This is a genomic window from Micromonospora sp. NPDC049049, assembly GCF_040649115.1.
Taxonomy (GTDB): Bacteria; Actinomycetota; Actinomycetes; order Mycobacteriales; family Micromonosporaceae; genus Micromonospora.
The window spans coordinates 88047-106458 of record NZ_JBEZEX010000020.1; the positions used below are offsets into that span (position 1 = coordinate 88047).

The following is an 18412-nucleotide window of genomic DNA, read 5'->3' on the forward strand; positions in this document are numbered from 1 at the left end:
GACCAGGGGCCGCACCCGTGCGGTCAGACCTGGAGCCAGAGCGCCGGTACGTTCGGCGGCTCCCAGCCCGGGATCGCGGTGTGCGCCTGCCGGCAGCGGTACGTGGCTCCGCCGTAGGTGACCTGGTCGCCGACCTGGTACGCCCGGCCTGTCGCCCACGTGCCGCCCTGGGTGGGCGGAGTGGTCGGGGTGGGGGTCGGGGTGGGCCGTGGGGTGGCGGTCGGGGTCGGTGTCGGGGTCGGGGTCGGGGTCGGGTTCGATCCGCCGCCACCGATCTGCACGTCGATGCAGGAGTAGAAGGCGTTCGCCGTGTCGGAGATGTTCCACACCGCGAGGATCTTCTGGCGGCCGGAGAAGCCGCCGAGGTTGACGTTGTGCGACACCGTGGCGCCCGGCTGCTGGTTGTTGCCGTTGACCACGCCGACGCGGGTGTTGCCGATCCAGTACTCCCAGTTGCTGGTGGCGTGCCGGGCGGTGTTCACCCAGGTGAAGGTCAGCGAGGTGCCCACCGAGGTGGCCGGCCAGCCCCGGCTGTCGTCGTTGAGGACGGCGAACTGGGAGATTCCGGCGTTGCAGCTGCGCAGGCCCTTGGGCCCTTCGACGCTCTGCGGCTCGTACCTGATCTGCCCGCAGTCGGGCACCCGGCCCTGCGCGCAGAGCGCCTGCCGGCTCGGTGGGGCGGAGACGTAGCCGTGCGCCTGCGCGGGGGCGGCGACGGTGAGGGTGGCGGCGACAGCGCCCGCCGCCACCAGCGGGACGGTAATTCTTCGACGCATCGGGGCAGCTCCTTCTCCAGGTGCGGTGAGGTGCCCCTCAAAGTAATTTAAACATTGTTAACAGTAAAGACTCTCATCGATAAATCCATCGATGACGGCAGTTTTCTTCTCAGAGCCGGAGCAGGCTGCCCCCGCCGTCGACCCCGTCGGCCGACTCGTCGTCCAACCAGACGCCACCGGTGCCGAGGTAGCGGAACCGGTACTCCCCCGGCGGAAGCTTCACCGTCACCGTCCGAGTGCCGTCGCGGCGGGTCACCAACTCGTGTCGACCGGGCTGCCAGCCGTTGAACGAGCCGACGACGCTCACCGGGCCGGGCGGGACATCGCGGGGCAGGCAGAAGGTGACCCGGGTCTGGTTGCCGAAGAGCCTGTTGCGCTTGATCACGGTGATCCTCCGGGGGTTGCGGCGGTTCACCAGGCACAACGGGCAACACGCCGACGCCGACACGCCGCCGCCGCGGTCGGGCGTCGACGTTCCGCCCCTACGTCGGTGCCATCTGGAGGATTCTGTAGGCACTTGTCCATTTAACGGAGGTTTTCGGTGGCAACCTGCGAGGTCTGCGGCAACGACTACTGGATGGCGTTCGAGGTGCACACCGTCAGCGGCGACGTGCACACCTTCGACTCGTTCGAGTGCGCGATCCACCGCATGGCACCGATCTGCGAGCACTGCCAGGTCAAGATCTCCGGGCACGGCGTCGAGGTCAACGGCCGCTTTTTCTGCTGCGCACACTGCGCCCGCGCCGTCGAGGGAGCGGTGGGCGCAGAGGTCCGCGACGCCGTGGGCGCCCGCCCGGCCTGACCGCGCCCGCCCGACCGCCGCCACCCACCTCGCACCGGACCGGGCGGATTCCCGGCGAACCCGTCCGACCTACCATCGGTGGATGCCCCAGCAGACGACCGAACTCCGGACGGCCTCCTTCGCCGACCTGAACGCCCGCACCCTTCACGACCTGCTCAAACTGCGCATCGACGTGTTCGTTGTGGAGCAGAACTGCCCGTACCCGGAGCTGGACGGGCGGGACGTCGAGCCGGGCACCCGGCACGTCTGGCTCACCGACGGCGGCGCGCCGCTGGCGTACCTGCGGATTCTGGCCGACCCGGACGGTGTCGCCCGGATCGGTCGGGTCGTGGTGGCCCCGGCGGCGCGCGGCGGTGGGCACGCCGGCCGGCTGATGACGGCGGCGCTGGAGGTGGTGGGCAACCGGACCTGCGTGCTGGAGGCCCAGTCGCACCTGGTCGCGTTCTACGCCCGGCACGGTTTCGCGGTCAGCGGCCCCGAGTACGTCGAGGACGGCATCCCGCACACCCCGATGCGGCGCGATGCCATTGACGGCTGACTATCGAGCTGGCATGGTGCCGGGTAGAGCCGTCGCGGGAGCCAGCGACAGGCACGGGAGTGGGCAACTCCCGGCGATCCGGGTGTCGACGTCCCACCTCATCCCCCCGGGGGCTCCATGTCCACACTCACCCGATCACGACGCGTGCTCTGGCTGTTCGCCATCGTGGCGGCCACCGCGCTCCTGTTGACGGCCGCACTGACCACCATCCTGACCAAGCCCGCCTCGGCGCACGGTTCGGTGGTCGACCCGGCGTCGCGCAACTACAGCTGTTGGCAACGTTGGGGCGCCGACTTCCAGAACCCTCGGATGGCCACCGAGGACCCGATGTGCTGGCAGGCCTGGCAGTCCGACCCGGCCGCCATGTGGAACTGGAACGGCCTGTTCCGCGAGGGCGTGGGCGGTAACCACCAGGCCGCCGTACCCGACGGCCAACTGTGCAGCGGCGGACGCACCCAGAGCCCCCGCTACAACGCGCTGGACACCGTCGGCGCCTGGAAGACCACATCGGTGTCGAACAACTTCCGGCTCCGCTTCTTCGACCAGGCCAGCCACGGCGCCGACTACATCCGGGTGTACGTGACCAAGCAGGGCTTCAACTCCGCCACCCAACCGCTCGGCTGGGGCAACCTGGAATTGGCCGGCCAGATCGGCAACACCCCGGCCTCCCAGTGGAACCCGGACACCGGTGGTGTCTCGATCCAGATCCCGGTGAGCGCGCCGGGACGCACCGGACGGCACATCGTCTACACCGTCTGGCAGGCCAGCCACCTGGACCAGTCGTACTACCTGTGCAGCGACGTCGACTTCGGCGGCGGGTCGACCACCCCGCCACCCACCACGCCCCCGCCGACGACCCCGCCGCCCACCACTCCCCCGCCAACCACTCCCCCGCCAACCACGCCGCCGCCAACCACGCCGCCGCCGAGCACCCCGCCGCCGGCCGGTGCCTGCACGGCGACGTACCAGGTAACCGGCCAGTGGTCCGGTGGCTTCCAGGCCGACGTCAAGGTGACCGCCGGCGGTTCACCGACCCGGGGCTGGTCCGTGAGCTGGAACTACGGCAACGGTCAGCAGGTCACGTCGTCGTGGAACGCGACGGTCAGCACCAACGGCACGCTCGTCACCGCACGTAACGTCAACCACAACGGCACCCTCGCCGCCGGCGCGAGCACCACGTTCGGATTCCTCGGCTCGTGGAACGGCAGCAACCCGGTTCCGCTGGTCTCCTGTACGACGACCAGTTGATCCCCGGCCGGCGCCGCACCCGGGCGGGGGTGCGGCGCCGGACGGCGGAAATGCGGTGGTGCCCGGCGATCCGTCCGGGCACCATCGCCGCATGATCGACATCTTGGTGCTCACCCCCGACGACTGGCCCACCTGGCGGGAGCTGCGGCTGGCCGCCCTCGCCGAGGCACCGGAAGCGTTCGGCTCACGGCTCGCCGACTGGCAGGGCGACGGCGACCGCGAACAGCGCTGGCGCGACCGGCTGAACATCCCCGGCTCACTCAACCTGGTGGCCGTCCTGGACCGGCGTCCGGTTGGGATGTCGAGCGGCGTACCCACGACGGACCCGCTCATGGTGGACCTGATCTCGATGTGGGTGCACCCCGACGCTCGCGCAGCGGTGTCGGCGACCGCCTGGTGGACGAGGTGGCGCGCTGGGCCCAGGAGCGCGGCGCCGAGCTGCTACGGCTCTCCGTCAGGACGGACAACGCGCGCGCGAAGGCCCTCTACCACCGCGCTGGCTTCCGCCTGACCGACGAGCCAGGCGACCTGATGCCCGACGGCGTACGCCGAGAACAGATCATGCTCCGCCCCCTCCAACCACCACACCTCACCCCGTCACGCTGAGCGAGACGACCCGTAACCCTCCATGCCGCCGAGCCAGCCCCGTGCCCCTCGCCGATCCACCTGCCCCTCGTCGATCAAGGAGTTGTGGTGGTCGACAAAGGACCCGTGGGTTCCCAAAACCGGCACCACAACTCCATGATCGACCAGGTCGGGGCAGCCGGTGCGCCGATCTTGCACTTTCGGTTGCCAGATCGCGGCTTACGCCCCTTTCGCCGGAGCAGAAAGTGCAAGATCGCGGAGGCGCGGGCGCGAGGGGCGCGCCCGTCAGACCAGGCAGTTGACGATTTCGGCTACTGAGCGGCGGCGGCCGGTGTAGAACGGGACCTCTTCGCGGACGTGCCGGCGGGCGCCGGAGGCGCGTAGGTCCCGCATGAGGTCGACGATCCGGTGGAGTTCGTCGGCCTCGAAGGCGAGCATCCACTCGTAGTCGCCGAGCGCGAACGAGGCGACGGTGTTGGCCCGCACGTCCGGGTAGCCGCGGGCCATCTTGCCGTGCTCGGCCAGCATCTCGCGCCGCTCGGCGTCGGGCAGCAGGTACCACTCGTAGGAGCGGACGAACGGGTACACGCAGATGTAGGGGCGAGCCTCCTCACCGGCCAGGAACGCCGGAATGTGGCTCTTGTTGAACTCCGCCGGCCGGTGCAGCGCCATCTGCGACCACACCGGGGTCAGCGCCCGGCCCAGCGTGGTGCGACGGAACCGCAGGTAGGCGTCCTGGAGCGCGTCGGGGGACGCGGAGTGCCACCAGATCATCACGTCCGCGTCGGCGCGCAGCCCGGAGACGTCGTACACGCCCCGGACCACCACGTCCTTACCGGCCAGCTCGTCGAAGAGGGACACCACCTCGCCGGTGACGTTGTCCCGCAGCGACGGCAGCGGGGAGCTGGCCCGGAACACCGACCACATGGTGTAGCGGATGCTGTCGTTCAGCTCCCGCAACCGGGCCGCGTTGGTCTGCTCGGTCATCTCGCCGATCCTCCCAGTGCTGTGATGATCTCTTCGGCCGCCGTCTCGCCGGAGCGGACGCAGACCGGGATGCCGACGCCGTCGTAGCCGGCGCCGGCGAGGACCAGTGTGGGGTGCGCGGCCCGCAGCGCCGTCCGCGCGGCGCCGAGCCGGTCGGCGTGCCCCGGCGCGTACTGCGGCAACGCACCGCCCCACCGCTGCACGTGCCCGTCGACCGGGGCGGGCAGCGAGGTGCCGAGCACCGCCGACAACTCCCGGTGCACGGTCGCCGCCAGGTCCGCGTCGGGGCGCTGCAGGTGCGCCTCCTCGCCGTACCGGCCCACCGAGGCGCGTACCAGTGCCAACCCGTCCGGCTGGCGCAGGTGCCCCCACTTGGTGGTGAAGAAGGTCGCCGCCTTGATCAGCAGGCCCTCGGTGCTCGGCACCAGGAAGCCGGACAGCTCGGGTAGTCGCGGCTGCGGCAACGCCATGGTGACCAGCGCGACGCTCGCGTAGTCCAGCGCACCGACGCCCGCCGCCACCGCCGGCGCGGGGCCGGCGAGCAGCCGCGCCGCCGGTCGCGCCGGCACGGCCAGCACCACGGCGTCCACGTCGACCAGCTCACTGTCGCGGGTCGGGCCGACGGTGAGCCGCCAACCCGTGTCGGTCGCTGTCAGCTCGCGCACGGCGGCGTCCCGCCGTACCGTCGCGCCGCTGGCCGTCACGGCGGCCTCGACCAGGGTGCTGAGCCCACCGGCGAGGGTGCCGAAGACCGGGGCACCGGGCGCGCGCGGCGCGGCGGCCTGCGCGGCCCGGACCGCACCGACCAGGGTGTGCTCCACCCGGGCCGTGCGGGCCAGCGCCGGCATCGTCGTGACCAGGGAAAGATCGTCGGCACGGCCCGCGTACACGCCGCCCAGCATCGGGTCGACCAGCCGCTCGACCACCTCGTCGCCGAAACGGGACCGGACCAGCGCGCCCACCGAAACGTCAGCGTCCGGCCCGACAAGCGGCCGCCCGCCGTCGGTGTCGGCGTCCGCGGCCGGGCGGGCGACAGTGGCCACCCGATCCAGATCCCCGGGTACGCCCACCAGGGTGCCGCCCGGGATGGGGCGCAGCCCTCCGTCGATGACCAGCGCGGCCTGCCCCACAGTGGGGTGCACGATCTTCTCGGCCAGCCCGAGCCGGCGGGCGAGGGCCACCGCCGCGCTCTCGGCGCCGGTCGGGTCGCGCATCAGGAACGACTCCGCGCCGAACTCCACCGGCTGACCGGCCAGCTCCCCGGTGCGCAGCTTCCCGCCCAGCGCGCCGGACTGCTCGTACACAGTGATCTCGGTGCCGGCGGGTGCGCGGTCGCGCAGGCGGACCGCGGCGGCCAGCCCGGCGATCCCGCCGCCGACCACCGCCACCCGCCAGGGCCGCCGCATTCCGGTCAGCCCTGGTCGGCTCGGCGGCTGGACAGCTCGTGCACCAGCGCGACCACCCGGGTCAGCACCTCCGGGTCGGTTTCCGGCATGACCCCGTGGCCGAGGTTGAACACGTGCCCGGGGGCCGCCCGGCCCTGCTCCAGGATGCGGCGCACCTCGGCCTCCACCACCGGCCACGGCGCGAGCAGCACGCACGGGTCCAGGTTGCCCTGCACCGCCTTGTCCGCGCCGATCCGGCCGGTGGCCACGTCCAGGGGCGTACGCCAGTCGACGCCGACCACGTCGGCCCCGGCCTCGCCCATCGCGCCGAGCAGCTCGGCGGTGCCCACCCCGAAGTGGATCCGGGGCACCCCGGCGTCAGCCAGCCCGCTCAGCACGGTGGTCGAGTGCGGCAGCACGAAACGGCGGTAGTCGGCCTCGGAGAGCGCGCCGGCCCACGAGTCGAACAGCTGCACGGCGGAGACGCCGGCCTCGATCTGCACCCGCAGGAAGGCAAGCGTCACCTCGGCCAGCCGGGCGCACAGCGCGTGCCACAGCTCCGGGTCGCCGTACATCAGGGCCTTGGTCTTCGCGTGGGTGCGCGACGGTCCGCCCTCGACCAGATAGCTGGCCAGCGTGAACGGCGCACCGGCGAAACCGATCAGCGGGGTGTCGCCGAGCTCGACCACCAACTGCCGGACGGCCTCGTCGACGTACGAGACGTCGTCGCGGGTGATCCGGCGGATGCGCTCCACGTCGGCGGCGGTGCGGATCGGCTCGGCGACCACCGGGCCGGTGCCCGGCACGATGTCCAGGTCGATCCCGGCGGCGGCGACGGGCACCACGATGTCGCTGAACAGGATCGCCGCGTCCACGCCGTGTCGGCGCACCGGCTGGAGGGTGATCTCGGTGACCAGCTCCGGGCGCCGGCAGGACTCCAGCATCGGCACGCTCGCCCGGATCTCCCGGTACTCCGGGAGGGAGCGGCCGGCCTGGCGCATGAACCAGACCGGGGTGTGCGGGACGGGCCGACGTCGGCAGGCCCGAATGAAGGGCGAGTCGGCTGGTCCGCCGGGGCGGGATTCTCCGTCTCGGGCGACAGTGCCCGTGGTGTCCGTGGTCATCGCCGCAATCGTGCCACGCCCACCACCGGAAACCGGGTGGGGGTGAGAGGAAGGGCACCGTTCCTTACGCCCGGTGCCCTTCACGAGCGTCGGCGCGCCGTCGAAGCGGGCGACGGACGGCGGCATAGGCTGCCGACATGGCCCCCCCGATCGCGCTCCCGGAGACGTTCGCCCGCGCGGTCGCCGGGCTGCGGTCGGCCGCCCCCCGGCCGGAGATCACCCTGGAGGAGGTCGGCGCTCCCCAGCGGTTGGCCCCGTACGCGTTCGCGCTCGCCGCGACAGTGCTGCGCGACGACGACGAGGTGGCGACCGGTCGGCTGATCCTGCTGCACAACCCGGTCGGGCACGAGGCGTGGCAGGGCACCCTGCGGCTGGTCACCTACGTGACAGCCGAGTTGGAGGTCGATCTGGCCGCCGACCCGCTGCTGCCCGGGGTCGGCTGGACGTGGCTGACCGACGCGTTGGACGCCCAGGACGCCGGCCACCGGGCGATCGGCGGAACGGTGACGCAGACCATGTCGACCCGGTTCGGCGATCTCGCCGGGCCACCGACCATCGGTGACATCGAGATTCGCGCGTCCTGGACGCCGGTCGACGACGACCTGACCCCGCACCTGCTCGGCTGGTGCGCCCTGCTCGCCTCCACCGCCGGTCTCCCCCCACCGGGCGTCACCGCCCTCGCCGACCGCCGCCCGGCTGGCGCAGCCTGACGTTCGGCCCTCGGGAGGACATCTTGCGGACACCTGATCGACACACGCCGGACCGGCTGCACCCGCCGGATCTCCGCGCGCACTAGGGTTGGCAGGTGACCGACGAACCACCCCTGCGCCGTCGGCCCACCGAAGCACTTCCGGGAAACGCACCCCAGCACCCGCCGTCGGCCCAGCCGCAGCCGGCGGGCGAGGGGGCTGACCCGGCCGACGGTGGGCCCGTTCCGCTGATCGCCCCGCGTGACGGCACCCCCGATCCGGTGGCCGCCCCGGCCGAGCTTGCCGAGGTCGTGGCCCGCTTCGCGGCGGGCACCGGCCCGGTCGCGCTGGACGCCGAACGGGCTTCCGGCTACCGCTACAGCCAACGGGCCTACCTCGTTCAACTTCGCCGGGCCGGTGCGGGCACGGCGCTGATCGACCCGCTGCCACTGCCCGACCTCAGCGCGCTGGACGCGGTGATCGGTGAGGCCGAGTGGGTCCTCCACGCGGCCAGCCAGGATCTGCCCTGCCTGGCCGAGGTGGGGTTGCGTCCACGCCGACTGTTCGACACCGAGCTGGCGGCTCGGCTGGCCGGGTTCGAACGCGTCGGGCTGGCCGCGCTCACCGAGCAGCTGCTCGGGTTCACCCTGGAGAAGCACCACTCGGCGGCCGACTGGTCGAGTCGACCGCTGCCCGAGTCGTGGTTGACGTACGCCGCCCTCGACGTGGAGCTGCTCACCGACCTGCGCGACGCGCTGGACGCCGAGTTGACCCGGCAGGGCAAGTCGGCCTGGGCCGCGGAGGAGTTCGCGGCGCTGGTCCGCACCGGGGCACGCCCGCCCCGGGTTCGGGCGGAGCCGTGGCGGCGCACCTCGGGCATCCACCGGCTGCGGGGGGCGCGGGCGCAGGCCCGGGTCCGCTCGATGTGGTACGCCCGGGACCAGATCGCGTCCCGGCGCGACGCCGCTCCCGGTCGGGTGCTGCCCGACTCGGCGATCATCGCCGCGGCCGAGCTGGACCCGAAGGACGAGAAGACCCTGCTGACCCTGCCCGGCTTCGGCGGTCGGTCGGTCCGTCGGCTGGCCCGCACCTGGCTCGCCGCGCTCGACGACGCCCGGCAACTACCGGAGGATTCCCTGCCGGTCTCGCCGGCCGTGGAGGGCCCGCCCCCACCGCACCGGTGGGCCGAGCGGGACCCGGTGGCGGCCGGTCGGCTGGCCCGCTGCCGGGAGGTCGTGATCCGCATCGCCGGCGAGCACAACCTGCCGCCGGAAAACCTGATCACTCCGGATTCGGTCCGCCGGCTGGCCTGGACCCCGCCGGAGGAGATCACCGAGGAGTCGGTGGCGGAGACCCTGCGCGGCCTCAACGCCCGCGAGTGGCAGATCGGCCTCCTCGTCCCCGACCTGACCGAAGCCCTGGCCCCAAAAACCCCAATCCCCTAACCCCCCACCCCGACCTGCCGCCCCGCCCCCCCACCCGCCCGCCCGCCCGCCCGCCCCGCCCGCCCGCCCGTTGATCATGAAGTTATTGCCAGGACACGCCGATGCCGATGGCAACAACTTCATGATCAACGGGGCGTTGGCGCGCGCCGGTGTGGGGTGGGCCACAGCGGGGGGTGGGGGACGGGGTTGGTTACTGACGAGTAGCATTCGGGGCAACGTGCCCCTCGGCTAGGAGGCTCAAGTGCCCCGTGAAGTTCGCGACGTCGTCTTCGTCGACGGCGTCCGTACCCCGTTCGGCAAGGCGGGTGGCATGTACGCCAACACCCGCGCCGACGACCTGGTGATCCGCTGCATCCGGGAACTGCTGCGTCGTAACCCGCAGCTGCCCCCGGAGCGGGTCGAGGAGGTCGCCATCGCGGCCACCACCCAGATCGGCGACCAGGGCCTCACCATCGGCCGCACCGCCGCCCTGCTGGCCGGGCTGCCCAAGACCGTTCCCGGCTTCGCCATCGACCGGATGTGCGCGGGGGCGATGACAGCGGTCACCACAGTGGCCAGCGGCATCGCCATGGGCGCGTACGACATCGCCATCGCCGGTGGGGTCGAGCACATGGGCCGCCACCCGATGGGTGAGGGCGTCGACCCCAACCCGCGCATCATCGCGGAGAAGCTGGTCGACCCGTCCGCGCTGGTGATGGGCTCCACCGCGGAGAACCTGCACGACCTGGTCCCGCACATCACCAAGGCACGCACCGACGCGTTCGCGCTCGCCTCGCAGCAGAAGACCGCCAAGGCGTACGCCAACGGCAAGCTCCAGGACGACCTGGTGCCGATGTCGATCCGCGACGCGGAGGGCGGCTGGGGCCTGGCCACCGTGGACGAGGCCCCGCGGGACACCTCGCTGGAGAAGTTGGCCACCCTGAAGACCCCGTTCCGCCCGCACGGCAAGGTCACCGCGGGCAACGCGGCCGGCCTGAACGACGGCGCCACCGCGAGTCTGCTGGCCGACGAGGCCACCGCCCGCGAGCTGGGTCTGCCGGTCGCCATGCGGCTGGTGTCGTTCGGCTTCGTCGGTGTCGAGCCGGAGGTGATGGGCGTCGGCCCGATCCCGTCGACGGAGAAGGCGCTGCGCCTCGCCGGGCTCAGCATCGACGACATCGGCCTGTTCGAGCTGAACGAGGCCTTCGCCGTGCAGGTGCTCGCCTTCCTCGACCACTTCGGCATCGCCGACGACGACGCGCGGGTCAACCCGTGGGGTGGTGCGATCGCCATTGGTCACCCCCTCGCGTCCTCCGGCGTACGGCTGATGACGCAGCTGGCCCGCCAGTTCGCCGAGCACCCGGAGGTCCGCTACGGCCTCACGGCGATGTGCATCGGCATCGGCATGGGCGGCACGGTCATCTGGGAGAACCCGCACTGGACGGAGGGCAACAAGTGAGCACGCTCGCCGCACCGAACGAGGTCGTCACCAAGGCGCTGCTGCGCCAGGTGAACGTGCCGGGGCTGGACCGGCCCGCCGCCCTGATCACGCTGGACAACGGCTTCGACCACACCAAGCCGAACACCTTCGGCCCGGGTGGGTTGGCCAGCCTGGACGAGGCGATCACCGCCGCGCTCGCCGCCGACCCGGCGTTCATCGCGGTCACCGGCAAGCCGTACATCTTCTGCGTGGGCGCGGACATCGTCGGCCTGCCGCAGCTCGCCGACCGCGCGCAGGCGCTGGAGATCGGCCGGCTCGGCCACCGGGTCTTCGCCCGGCTCAAGGACAGCACCGTTCCCACCTTCGCGTTCGTCAACGGCGCGGCGATGGGCGGTGGCCTGGAGCTGGCGCTGCACTGCCACTACCGGACGCTCTCCGGAGGCGCGGCGGCCCTCGCGCTGCCCGAGGTGTCCCTCGGTCTGGTGCCGGGCTGGGGCGGCACCCAGCTGCTGCCGAACCTGATCGGCATCCCCGCCGCGACCCAGGTGATCATCCAGAACCCGCTGATGCAGAACAAGATGCTCAAGCCCAAGCAGGCCGCCGAGCTGGGCATCGCGGACGTCCTGTTGGAGCCGGCGGACTTCCTGGAGCGGTCCCTGGAGTGGGCTGCCGGCGTGGTCCGGGGTCAGGTCACAGTGACCCGACCCGAGGTCGACAAGGACATGTGGGCGGGCGTGCTCTACTTCGCCCGGGAGACGCTGAACCAGCGGCTGCACGGCGCGGTCCCGGCCGCGTACAAGGCGCTCGACCTGCTGGAGACGGCGAAGGACGGCGACTTCGCCGCCGGCACCGCCGCCGAGGACGAGGCCCTCGCGGACCTGGTCTTCTCCGAGGAGCTGCGCAGCGGCCTGTACGCGTTCGACCTGGTGCAGCGGCGGGCCAAGCGCCCGGCCGGCGCACCGGACAAGGGCCTGGCTCGCACGATCACCAAGGTCGGCATCGTCGGCGCGGGTCTGATGGCCAGCCAGCTGGCGCTGCTGTTCGCCCGCCGCCTCCAGGTGCCGGTGGTGATGACCGACCTCGACCAGTCCCGGGTGGACAAGGGCGTCGGTTACGTGCACACCCAGATCGAGAAGGCCGTCACCAAGGGCCGGATGGACAAGGGCACCGCCGCCAAGCTGTACGGCTTGGTCAGCGGCACTGTCGACAAGAGCGCGTTCGCCGACGCCGACTTCGTCATTGAGGCCGTCTTCGAGGACCTGGGCGTCAAGAAGCAGGTCTGGGCCGAGTTGGAGAAGGTCGTCTCTCCGGAGGCGGTGCTCGCCACCAACACCAGCTCGCTGTCGATCACCGAGATGGCCGCCGAGTTGGAGCATCCGGAGCGGGTGGTCGGCTTCCACTTCTTCAACCCGGTGGCGGTGCTGCCGCTGCTGGAGATCGTCCGGGGCGAGCGCACCGACGACGTCACCCTGGCCACCGCGTTCGCCGTGGGTAAGCAACTCAAGAAGTCGAGCGTGCTGGTCAAGGACGCTCCGGCGTTCGTGGTGAACCGGCTGCTCACCCGCTTCCTGGGCACCGTCTTCGCCGCCGTCGACGCTGGCACCCCGCTGGACGTGGCGAACAGCGCACTGGACCCGCTGGGCCTGCCGATGCGTCCGCTCGCTCTGCTCCAGTTGGTCGGGCCGGCCGTCGCGTACCACGTGGGCGGCACCCTGCACGCCGCGTACCCGGACCGGTTCGGGGTCAGCGAGAACCTCAAGCGGATCGCCGACTCCGGTCAGCCGATCGTGGTCGACGACGAGGTCAACGAGGAGGTGGCCAAGCTGCTCGTGGTGGGTGATCAGCCGTTGACCGCCGAGCAGGTACGCCAGAACGCCCTCGACGCGCTCGCGCAGGAGATCCGGCTGATGCTGGACGAGGGCGTGGTCGCCGAGGCGCAGGACATCGACCTGTGCATGATCCTGGGCGCCGGCTGGCCGTTCCACCTGGGCGGTGTCACGCCGTACCTGGACCGGACCGGCACCTCCGAGCGGGTCACCGGCCAGCGGTTCCTGCCGCCCGGCGCGGCGAGCCTGCCCGCCTGACAGATCGCAGCACCACCGTCGCGGTGGTCGGACCGTCCCTATCGGACGGACCGGCCACCGCGACCGTTTGTGATCAGACGATTGCGGGATGCGGGTTTTCGCGGGGACGGCGGCGGGCATCGCGCCGGGTTAGGATCACGCGTTTTGCAACCCCATCTTGGAGCTGACTGATGTCTCAGCCGCCGGCCAATCCCTACGGCCCGCCGCACGATTCCCCCGACCCGTCGCAGCAGCCGGGCCAGCAGCCTGGCGGGTGGCCGCCGCCGCAGCAGCAGGGACAGCCGCAGCAGCCCGGTGGTTTCCCGCCCGCGCAGCCGGGTCAGCCGTACGCGCAGCAGGGCTTCCCGCCCGCGCAGCCCGGTTTCCCGCCGGCCCAGCCTGGCTTCCCACACGCGCAGCCGGGTCAGCCGTACGGTGACCCGAACCTGGCCGGCGGTCCTCCCCCGGCGAAGAAGTCGAACGTCGGCAAGATCGTGCTGATCGTGTTGGCGGTGGTGCTGGTGCTCTGCGTCGGCGGCGCGGCGATCATCTGGGCCGTCGCCAAGGGGCCGGTGAACGAAGCGCTGGACGCGAGCAAGACCCGGGTCGTCGCGCCGACCACCCTCGCCGGCCGGCCGAAGCTCACCAACCCGGAGCTCCTGACGGCCGCCGAGCAGGCGGTCGCCGGGATGAAGACGGCGGCGGGGAACGAGACGAGCACGGTCGCCGCCTTCTACGGCGACCCGACCAAGCAGGACCTCGTCATGATCGCGGGCGTGTCCGGGCTGCTGTCGGACCCGAAGAAGGAGCTGGACGCCTATGTGGACGGCCTGTCCAAGCAGCTGACGGTGGACACGATGACGGCCGTCGACGCCGGCCCGCTCGGCGGTGAGGCGCGTTGCGGCGACGGCAAGGCCGAGACCGTGCCGCTGGGCATCTGCGTCTGGGCCGACCGGGGCAGCCTGGGCATGGTGGTGATGTACTTCAAGTCCGCCGACCAGGCGAAGGCCGAGTTCACCGCGATCCGGGGCCAGGTCGAGCAGCAGTCCTGATCCGTACGCGACCGGGGCCCCGGCCACCTTCGGGTGGCCGGGGCCCCCATTGCTTCTCCTGCGGCCGCCAATACTTTGCCCTTGCGCTAAGTATCATCTCCCGAAATACTTAGCCGCATGGCACAGTATTCGGCGCAGCTCGACGGCGTGTTCGTCGCCCTCGCTGACCCGACCCGGCGCTGGGTCATCCGACGCCTCGGCCACGGTCCGACGAGCGTCGGCGACCTCGCCCGCGAGCTTCCGATGACCCTTCCCTCGTTCATGAAGCACGTGCGGACGCTCGAGTCGAACGGGCTGATCCACACGACCAAGTCCGGCCGGGTGCGCACCTGCGTGCTCAACCGCGAGCGCCTCGCTGTCGTCGACGACTGGCTCGCGGAGCAGCGCAGGGTCTGGGAAGAGCGCACGGATCGCCTGGAACGCCTCGTCACCGATCAGCAGGAGAACCAACAATGAATCCCGACCTGGACCTGACCATGACACGGGTCATCCGCGCCCCTCGCGCCACCGTGTGGGCCGCCTGGACCGACCCGTCCCGCTTCGAGAAGTGGTGGATACCGGCGCCGGCTCTGTGCCGCGTCGACCGCTTGGAGGTCCGGCCCGGTGGCGCACTCGTGACCCGACTGAGCGAGGACGGGGTGGAGTTCGTCCCGCACCTCGACGCGTGCTTCCTCGTCGTCGACGACCTCGAACGGATCGTGTTCACCAACGTGATCGACAGCGCCTGGCGGCCCGCGAACCCCACCCCGGTCCCGATGACGGCGGAGATCACCATGAAGGACCATCCGGACGGCACGGACTACCGGATCATCGTCCGCCACGGTGATCCCGCCGCTCGTGACCTTCACGAGAAGATCGGCTTCGCGGACGGCTGGGGCTCGGTCACCGAACAACTCGCCGGGCTCGCCGAGAGCCAGGAGGCGCTGTGAAGATCGTCCTTACCGAGTTCGTCACTCTCGACGGCGTCAGCCAGGGGCCCGGCTCGCCGACCGAGGACACGAGCGGCGGCTTCACCCTGGGCGGCTGGCTCGTGCCCTACCTGGACGAGGTCTTCGTCCGCCGTACCTCGGAGTGGTTGGGTCTCGCCGACGGTCTGCTACTCGGACGGCGGACCTACGAGGCGTTCGCTCGCGACTGGCCGCAGATCACCGACCCGAACGATCCGTTCACCGAAATGATGAACTCACTACCGAAGTACGTCGTGACCAACACCCTGGCGGAGGGTGGTTGGCGCCCGACGACAGTGCTCCACGGCGACCCGATCCACAGCGTCGGGGCGCTCAGGGCGCAGCCAGGACGGGAGCTCCAGATTCACGGAAGCGCACGACTTGGCAAGGCTCTGTTGTCAGCTGGCCTCGTCGACACACTCCGACTCGTCGTGGCCCCCACCGTGGCCGGCTCCGGGCGGCGGCTGCTCGACCACCCGAACGCATCCGTCGGCCTCCGACTGGTTCACCACGAAGCGACGGCGAAGGGCTTGCTCCTGCTCGAGTACGAGCATGTCGGCGCCGCCCCGACGGCGCAGTACGAAGGCGCGACGGCCTTCGTCTAGACACGGCCCGGCCACCGCCGGAATCTCGCGATCAGGCCCCGCCCCGACAGCGGGAAACCGGGGCACCGGCCACGCGAAGGTGGCCGGTGCCCCGGTGCCGTACGTCGACCATCAGGCCGGTTCGGCAACCTCCGACGTGGCGAGCGCCGCTGCCGCTGCCCGCGCCGCCGCCGCTGCCGCCCGCTCGTCGGCGTTTCCGAGCACACAGAACTCGTTGCCCTCGGGGTCGGCGAGCACCACCCAACCTCCACCGGTCGGGCCGACGTGGTCGGCGACCAGCGTCGCGCCGATGCCGAGCAGTCGCTCGACCTCCTCGGCCCGGGTCCGGTCGGCGGGTTGCAGGTCCAGGTGCAGCCGGTTCTTCACCGTCTTGCCCTCGGGCACCGCGATGAACAGCACCTCCGGGCCACCCGGCGGCAGAAGCATCGCTTCCGGGTCACCCGGGAAGTCGTCGGGCTGCCGGGGGCAGTCGAAGACCTGCGACCAGAAGCCGGCAAGGGCGTACGTGTCGTGACAGTCGATGCTGATGTTGTGGATCGTCGAACTCACAGTGGTCCTCCACGGTGGTGACGTGGTGCGGCCCGTGTACCCGGCGCACCACGCAGGAACTGGTTCCCCTTCGAGTGGGCGATCAGCGCCCGACCCGTGCGGGGGCGCTCCGCCTCCAGGACGTCAGCCGACGCTGACCCGGGGCGCGGAGCCGAGACTGGTGGACATCGACGCACCCCCTTCCCTGTCGAGCTGACGACGTGATCTTGCCATCGGCCGAGCGAGGTGCGCAACCCCGATCAGCTGGCGGCGGACACCGTCGCGGACGCCGCCGGGGCGTCCGACGACGGGAGGGTGACAGTGACCTCCAAGCCACCGCCGGGCTGCGCGACCACCCGTACGGTGCCGCCGTGCGCGGTGCAGACCGCCCGGACGATGGACAGCCCCAGACCTGAGCCACGGGCACCGGTGCGTTCCCGGCCACCACGGCGGAACGGCTCGAACAGCCCCGGCACGTCGGCCTGGTCCACCTCGAAACCGGTGTTCCCCACCACCAGCCAGGACCGGTCACCGTCGGTGCCGGTACGCACCCAGAGCCGACCGTGCAGGTGGTTGTAGCGGACCGCGTTCTCGATCAGGTTTCCGGCCAACCGGTCGAGCAGCCCCGGATCGCCGACGACCGGCGCGGACTCCAGCGACGTCTGCACCCGCAGGCCGATCCGTTCCACCTCGCGGCGCATCGCCGACAGCGCGTTGGCGGTGCCCGCGGCGAGGTCACACTCGGTACGCCGGCCGAGCTGCCGTCCGGCCTGCGCCTCGCTGCGGGCCAGCACCAGCAGCGCGTCCACCAGGCCGTTGGCCCGCTCGGAGGCGTCGCGGACCACTGTCGCCATCCGTCGATACTCGGCGGCATCCGCGTCGTCGTCGCTGAGCGTAACGTCGATCTCCGTGCGCATCACCGCGAGCGGGGTACGTAGCTCGTGCGAGGCGTTCGCCACGAAACGCTTCTGGGCCTCGAAGGCGGACGCGATCCGGTCCAGCATGGCGTCGAACGTCTTGGCCAGCTCGGCCACCTCGTCGTCGGCGCCCGAGTAGCCGATCCGCTGGTCCAGGGTCGCCTCACCCAGCCGCTGAGCGGTCGCCGTGACCTGGTGCAGTGGGCGCAGCGCCCGACCGGCCACCGCGTACGCGCCGGCCACCCCGACCACGCTGATCGCCAGCAGCGCGACCAGGCCCTTGGCCAGCAGCTCCCCGGAGGCGGCATCGACCAACTGCCGCTGCCACTCGGCGGCGTCCATCCGCCGGCCGTCGGAGAGCAGCACGATCGTGCCGGGCACCAACTCGTCGGTGGGTCGCAACGCGTCGCGGACCAGCAGCCAGGCCAGCAACACCAGGATCGCTCCGGCCCCGACCAGCAGCACCCCGTTGAGCAGGGTCAGCCGCAACCGCAGAGTGGGTCGCAGCCGGCGGCTCACGCGCTCACCTCGGCGGTGCGGTAGCCCGCACCGACCACCGTCTCGATCAACGGCGGGTCGCCGAGCTTCTTGCGTAGCGTCATCACGGTGACCCGGACGATGGTGGTGAACGGGTCGGTGTTCGCGTCCCAGACCCGTTCCAGCAGCTCCTCGCTGGAGACCACCGCGCCACGCGCCCTGAGAAGTTCGCTGAGCACCCCGAACTCCTTGTTGGTGAGGTCCACCGGCACCCCGGCGCGCGTGGCCACCCGACGGGCCGGGTCGAGCACCAGGTCGGCCAGTTCGAGCACCGGAGGCGCGGCCGGGGTGGCCCGCCGGCCCAGCGCCTGCACCCGGGCGACCAGCTCGTCGAAGGCGAACGGTTTGGGCAGGTAGTCGTCAGCGCCGAGCTGCAAGCCCTCCACCCGGTCGGCCACCGTGCCGCTGGCGGTGAGCATCAGCACCCGGGTCAACGCTCCGGAGGACGCCAGGTCGGCGCAGATCTGGTCGCCGTGCACACCCGGCAGGTCGCGGTCGAGCACCACCACGTCGTACCGGGTGACGAACGCCGCCTCGTGGCCGGCGTCGCCGTCGTACGCCACGTCGACAGCCATGCCCCGCTTGCGCAACCCCCGCGCGATCGCGTCGGCGAGGTTGCGCTCGTCCTCGACCACCAGTACCCGCATCCCGGCCTCCTCGCTGCTGACCACCGACAACCTAGTGCCGGCGGGCAACCATCGTCCCTCGCCGTCCGCGCCGGCCGGCGTTGCGGGCCACCGCGGCGTACGCGATGCTGGCCGGCG

At 71.6% G+C, this 18412-nt stretch carries 20 protein-coding genes; 12 read left to right on the top strand and 8 right to left on the bottom strand.

Going from position 1 to position 18412, the window contains the following annotated elements; genetic code table 11:
* Positions 1–23: 23 nt before the first annotated feature.
* Both AB0B68_RS20935 and AB0B68_RS20940 read right to left on the bottom strand, forming a co-directional pair.
* Positions 24–776, bottom strand: a complete 753-nt coding sequence (locus tag AB0B68_RS20935) for a lytic polysaccharide monooxygenase (RefSeq protein WP_357203268.1) — start codon at positions 774–776, stop codon at positions 24–26.
* A 109-nt stretch (positions 777–885) separates the two neighbouring features.
* The gene (locus AB0B68_RS20940) at positions 886–1161 is read right to left on the bottom strand and encodes an isoamylase early set domain-containing protein (RefSeq protein ID WP_357203271.1); all 276 of its coding nucleotides are present in this window, start codon (positions 1159–1161) and stop codon (positions 886–888) included.
* Between the two features lie 156 nt (positions 1162–1317).
* Here AB0B68_RS20940 and AB0B68_RS20945 point away from each other — a divergent pair, with 156 nt between their 5' ends.
* The 4 genes from AB0B68_RS20945 to AB0B68_RS20960 all read left to right on the top strand — a co-directional run bounded on the left by AB0B68_RS20945 (position 1318) and on the right by AB0B68_RS20960 (position 3970).
* Positions 1318–1578 carry a Prokaryotic metallothionein gene (locus tag AB0B68_RS20945; protein WP_357203274.1) on the top strand — a complete coding sequence of 87 codons (261 nt, stop codon included), beginning with the start codon at positions 1318–1320 and terminating at the stop codon, positions 1576–1578.
* An 82-nt stretch (positions 1579–1660) separates the two neighbouring features.
* Positions 1661–2116 carry a GNAT family N-acetyltransferase gene (locus AB0B68_RS20950; protein WP_357203277.1) on the top strand — a complete coding sequence of 152 codons (456 nt, stop codon included), beginning with the start codon at positions 1661–1663 and terminating at the stop codon, positions 2114–2116.
* Between the two features lie 117 nt (positions 2117–2233).
* Positions 2234–3364 (top strand): lytic polysaccharide monooxygenase, encoded by a 1131-nt coding sequence (locus AB0B68_RS20955; protein ID WP_357261895.1) that lies wholly within the window; start codon positions 2234–2236, stop codon positions 3362–3364.
* 405 nt (positions 3365–3769) lie between these two features.
* Positions 3770–3970 carry a GNAT family N-acetyltransferase gene (locus AB0B68_RS20960; RefSeq protein ID WP_357261946.1) on the top strand — a complete coding sequence of 67 codons (201 nt, stop codon included), beginning with the start codon at positions 3770–3772 and terminating at the stop codon, positions 3968–3970.
* Positions 3971–4234: 264 nt separating this feature from the next.
* On the opposite strand, the gene hemQ is transcribed toward AB0B68_RS20960, so the two are convergent.
* From hemQ to hemE, 3 genes are read right to left on the bottom strand one after another with little or no spacing between them, the layout of a single operon-like run.
* A complete protein-coding gene (gene hemQ / locus AB0B68_RS20965) occupies positions 4235–4936 on the bottom strand; it encodes a hydrogen peroxide-dependent heme synthase (protein ID WP_196921722.1) in 702 nt (233 codons plus the stop codon).
* Positions 4933–6342, bottom strand: a complete 1410-nt coding sequence (hemG, locus tag AB0B68_RS20970; protein WP_357261898.1) for a protoporphyrinogen oxidase — start codon at positions 6340–6342, stop codon at positions 4933–4935. Before hemG ends, hemQ begins: the two co-directional genes overlap by 4 nt.
* Before the next feature lie 5 nt (positions 6343–6347).
* A complete protein-coding gene (gene hemE, locus AB0B68_RS20975) occupies positions 6348–7445 on the bottom strand; it encodes a uroporphyrinogen decarboxylase (protein WP_357207088.1) in 1098 nt (365 codons plus the stop codon).
* Positions 7446–7582: 137 nt separating this feature from the next.
* Here hemE and AB0B68_RS20980 point away from each other — a divergent pair, with 137 nt between their 5' ends.
* The 8 genes from AB0B68_RS20980 (at position 7583) to AB0B68_RS21015 (ending at position 15666) form a co-directional block, all read left to right on the top strand.
* Entirely contained in the window at positions 7583–8155 is a 573-nt protein-coding gene (locus tag AB0B68_RS20980; protein WP_357207090.1) for a DUF3000 domain-containing protein, read from the top strand.
* Positions 8156–8250: 95 nt separating this feature from the next.
* Complete coding sequence (locus AB0B68_RS20985; RefSeq protein WP_357207092.1) at positions 8251–9579, top strand: ribonuclease D; 1329 nt, start codon at positions 8251–8253, stop codon at positions 9577–9579.
* 241 nt (positions 9580–9820) lie between these two features.
* On the top strand, positions 9821–11017 hold the full coding sequence (locus AB0B68_RS20990; protein ID WP_357261901.1) for a thiolase family protein: 1197 nt from the start codon (positions 9821–9823) through the stop codon (positions 11015–11017).
* Positions 11014–13083, top strand: a complete 2070-nt coding sequence (locus AB0B68_RS20995) for a 3-hydroxyacyl-CoA dehydrogenase NAD-binding domain-containing protein (RefSeq protein ID WP_357261904.1) — start codon at positions 11014–11016, stop codon at positions 13081–13083. The genes AB0B68_RS20990 and AB0B68_RS20995 overlap by 4 nt, the downstream gene beginning before the upstream one ends.
* 170 nt (positions 13084–13253) lie before the next feature.
* The gene (locus AB0B68_RS21000) at positions 13254–14114 is read left to right on the top strand and encodes a hypothetical protein (protein ID WP_357261907.1); all 861 of its coding nucleotides are present in this window, start codon (positions 13254–13256) and stop codon (positions 14112–14114) included.
* Between the two features lie 117 nt (positions 14115–14231).
* Positions 14232–14570, top strand: coding sequence for a metalloregulator ArsR/SmtB family transcription factor (locus tag AB0B68_RS21005; protein ID WP_357220954.1), 339 nt, complete (start codon positions 14232–14234; stop codon positions 14568–14570).
* The gene (locus AB0B68_RS21010; protein WP_357208556.1) at positions 14567–15043 is read left to right on the top strand and encodes an SRPBCC domain-containing protein; all 477 of its coding nucleotides are present in this window, start codon (positions 14567–14569) and stop codon (positions 15041–15043) included. The genes AB0B68_RS21005 and AB0B68_RS21010 overlap by 4 nt, the downstream gene beginning before the upstream one ends.
* Positions 15040–15666, top strand: a complete 627-nt coding sequence (locus AB0B68_RS21015; RefSeq protein WP_357261910.1) for a dihydrofolate reductase family protein — start codon at positions 15040–15042, stop codon at positions 15664–15666. The genes AB0B68_RS21010 and AB0B68_RS21015 overlap by 4 nt, the downstream gene beginning before the upstream one ends.
* Before the next feature lie 111 nt (positions 15667–15777).
* Here the strand turns inward: AB0B68_RS21015 and AB0B68_RS21020 are convergent, their stop codons facing one another.
* From AB0B68_RS21020 to AB0B68_RS21030, 3 genes are all read right to left on the bottom strand, one after another.
* Positions 15778–16215 (bottom strand): VOC family protein, encoded by a 438-nt coding sequence (locus tag AB0B68_RS21020; protein ID WP_357206231.1) that lies wholly within the window; start codon positions 16213–16215, stop codon positions 15778–15780.
* Between the two features lie 239 nt (positions 16216–16454).
* Positions 16455–17630, bottom strand: coding sequence for a HAMP domain-containing sensor histidine kinase (locus AB0B68_RS21025; protein ID WP_357206233.1), 1176 nt, complete (start codon positions 17628–17630; stop codon positions 16455–16457).
* A complete protein-coding gene (locus AB0B68_RS21030) occupies positions 17627–18295 on the bottom strand; it encodes a response regulator transcription factor (protein WP_357206235.1) in 669 nt (222 codons plus the stop codon). Before AB0B68_RS21030 ends, AB0B68_RS21025 begins: the two co-directional genes overlap by 4 nt.
* Positions 18296–18412: the final 117 nt, after the last annotated feature.